This is a genomic window from Ideonella sp. P3_A4, assembly GCF_056403075.1.
The window spans coordinates 1-2556 of record NZ_JBFUGE010000770.1 but is presented as its reverse complement, the minus strand read 5'-3'; the positions used below and the strand labels follow the sequence as shown (position 1 = coordinate 2556).

The following is a 2556-nucleotide window of genomic DNA, read 5'->3' as shown; positions in this document are numbered from 1 at the left end:
GGTGCCGATCTGGAACGACCTGTGGTTCCCGTTGATTTTGGCGCCGGGCGAAAGCACGCAGACCATCACGCTCGGTGTGCAGCAGTTCATCGGCCAGTTCGCCACCGACTGGAACGCGGTGCTCGCCGCCCTGTCGCTGGCCGTGTTGCCGGTGCTGCTGCTGTATGCGCTGATGTCGCGCCAGCTGATCCGCGGCATCACTGCCGGCGCGGTCAAGTGATCTTCATTCTTCGTTCGGACCCACCATGACCCGCGTCTCACTGGCCAATGTTTCCAAGACCTACGGCGCCACCACCGTGCTGCAGGGCGTGAACCTCCAGATCGACAGCGGCGAGTTCGTCGTGCTGGTCGGCCCCAGCGGCTGCGGCAAGACCACGCTGCTGCGCATGATGTGCGGGCTGGAAGAGATCACCGGCGGCGAGCTGCGCATCGGCGACGAGGTGGTCAACCACCTGCCGCCGGCGCAGCGCGGCATTGCAATGGTGTTCCAGAGCTATGCGCTCTACCCRCACATGAACSTGTTCGACAACATGGCGTTCGGCCTGAAGCTGCACGGTGYCGACAAGGCCGAGCGGCAGCGTCGCATCGAGAAAGCCGCACGGGCGTTGCACATCGAGCACCTGCTCGAGCGCAAACCGCGCGAGCTGTCAGGTGGCCAACGCCAGCGCGTCGCGATCGGCCGCGCGATCGTGCGCGAGCCGCGGCTGTTTCTGTTCGACGAGCCGCTGTCCAACCTCGACGCGTCGCTGCGCGTGAAGACCCGTGTAGAACTGGCGAGGCTGCACCGCGACCTGGGCGCAACGATGGTCTACGTGACGCACGACCAGGTCGAGGCGATGACGCTGGGCGACMRSATCGTGGTSATGCACGAGGGCYGCGTSCAGCAGGCCGGCGCRCCGCTGGACCTGTACSAGCAMCCCGCCAACCGCTTCGTCGCCAGCTTCATCGGCTCACCGCAGATCAACCTGCTGCCGGCCAAGGTGACGGCCACCGGCCCGGTCGTGCAGTTCGAGCTGCCGTTCGGCCAGCCCGCCCGGGCCACGGTCGAGACCGCCCGATTGCTCGAAGGCCAGGCGGTCGAGATCGGCGTGCGGCCCGAGCACTTGCGCCTGGCCGAAGCCGGCGCAACCGGCTTGGCAGATGGCATCCGCCTCGACGCCGAGGTGGTGCTGGTCGAGCAACTCGGTGAGTCACACCTGGTGCACCTGCGCGCCTACGACCACCACGAGCTGGTCGTACGCGGCAATGCGCACACGCGCCTGCGCACCGGTGACCGTGTCGTCGCCTGGGCGCCGGCCGAGGCGCTGCATGTGTTCATCACCGACGGCCGGGCCTGCCGGCGGCTGTTCCCCGAAGGCGCCCCGGACGGCCCGCCCCAGGCGTCGCTGGCGCACTGAGCGACGGAGGCGGAAGCAGCAACCGGTTGCCCTGTCCGCGGCACTCACCGCTGGCCACCTCGTTTGGCCGGACGTTGGCCGCTCGGCCCGCCCTCTTCCTCCAAGTTTCTCCAAGGAGTCAGCATGCCAAGAACCCGATTCACCTGCCTCTCTACCCTGCTCGCCTTCGCTGCGTTCAGTGCGGCCGGCGTCGCCCAGGCGCACGACGTCGACTCCCAGCTTCAGGGCCTGTCGGAAGTGCCCTCGGTCGCCACGGCGGCCACGGGCAAGTTCTCTGCCAACTTCGACGACACCAACAGCAGCATTCAGTACCGGCTCGCCTACAGCGGGCTGGAAGGCGACGTACGCCAGGCGCACATCCACTTCGGGCAGCGCAAGGTCAACGGCGGCATCATGGTCTTTCTGTGCCAGACCAGCTTCAACCCTGACCCGACCGGCCTGGCGCCCACCTGCCTGCAGTCCGGTGTGGTGACCGGCACCTTGACGGCCGCCAACGTGATCGGCCCCAGTGGCCAAGGGGTGGATGCCGGCGAGTTTGCCGAGCTGGTGGCAGCCATCAAGGCCGGCGCGGCCTACGCCAATGTGCACTCGACCAAGTTCCCTGGCGGCGAGGTGCGCGCGCAGTTGTCGACCAAGGACGATTGAGCGGTCCGCGTTGAATCGCCATGAAAAAAGCGCGCCGGGTCGCCGGCGCGCTTGGGGCTCATGCCATGCCAATCAAGCGGCGAGCCGCCTGACCACGGCGCAGCGGATTACTTCCAGGGCGACACGTCCAGCATCGGGTCGTCCATGAACCCCAGCATCTGCGATGTCTTGTGGCCGATGGGGCCAGGCGAGGCGATCTGGGCCGTGCCACAGGCACCGCTGGCTGTCTTCACGACGTTCCACAGCATCGCGCCATCATGCGGATTGTTGTTCGGGCTCTTGCTCTTCTTGACCGCCGCCGAGAAGCGCTGCACCGAGTACGGGGCATCGATAGCCTTGCCGTACTGGTCCTGCAGGATGCGCGAGCCAGTGCACTGGGCGTCGGCGCTGTTGACCACCAGCATGCCGCCGGCCCAGCCCTCGGGCGCCGTCTCGAAGCCGATCGAGACGGTCGTGTTCTTGCCCCATAGCTTGCGGTACTGCTTGTAGGCGACCACGCCGTCGTAGTGTTCGT

3 protein-coding genes and 1 pseudogene are annotated in these 2556 nt (G+C 67.2%); 3 read left to right on the top strand and 1 reads right to left on the bottom strand.

The window, feature by feature from the left end; genetic code table 11:
• The 3 genes and pseudogenes from AC1DYI_RS32455 to AC1DYI_RS32445 all read left to right on the top strand — a co-directional run.
• A pseudogene (locus AC1DYI_RS32455) lies at positions 1–220 on the top strand (carbohydrate ABC transporter permease); the annotation flags it as partial.
• A 25-nt stretch (positions 221–245) separates the two neighbouring features.
• Entirely contained in the window at positions 246–1397 is a 1152-nt protein-coding gene (locus AC1DYI_RS32450; protein WP_477208232.1) for an ABC transporter ATP-binding protein, read from the top strand.
• 123 nt (positions 1398–1520) lie between these two features.
• Positions 1521–2042 carry a CHRD domain-containing protein gene (locus tag AC1DYI_RS32445; protein ID WP_477208231.1) on the top strand — a complete coding sequence of 174 codons (522 nt, stop codon included), beginning with the start codon at positions 1521–1523 and terminating at the stop codon, positions 2040–2042.
• A gap of 107 nt (positions 2043–2149) precedes the next feature.
• Here AC1DYI_RS32445 and AC1DYI_RS32440 read toward each other — a convergent pair.
• Positions 2150–2556 (bottom strand): hypothetical protein (locus tag AC1DYI_RS32440; protein ID WP_477208230.1); only part of this gene is annotated, 407 nt, incomplete at its 5' end.

Bases quoted from the DNA above. Each gene is read 5' to 3' on its own strand.
- AC1DYI_RS32445 (WP_477208231.1), top strand. From the start codon at position 1,521: ATGCCAAGAACCCGATTCACCTGCCTCTCTACCCTGCTCGCCTTCGCT.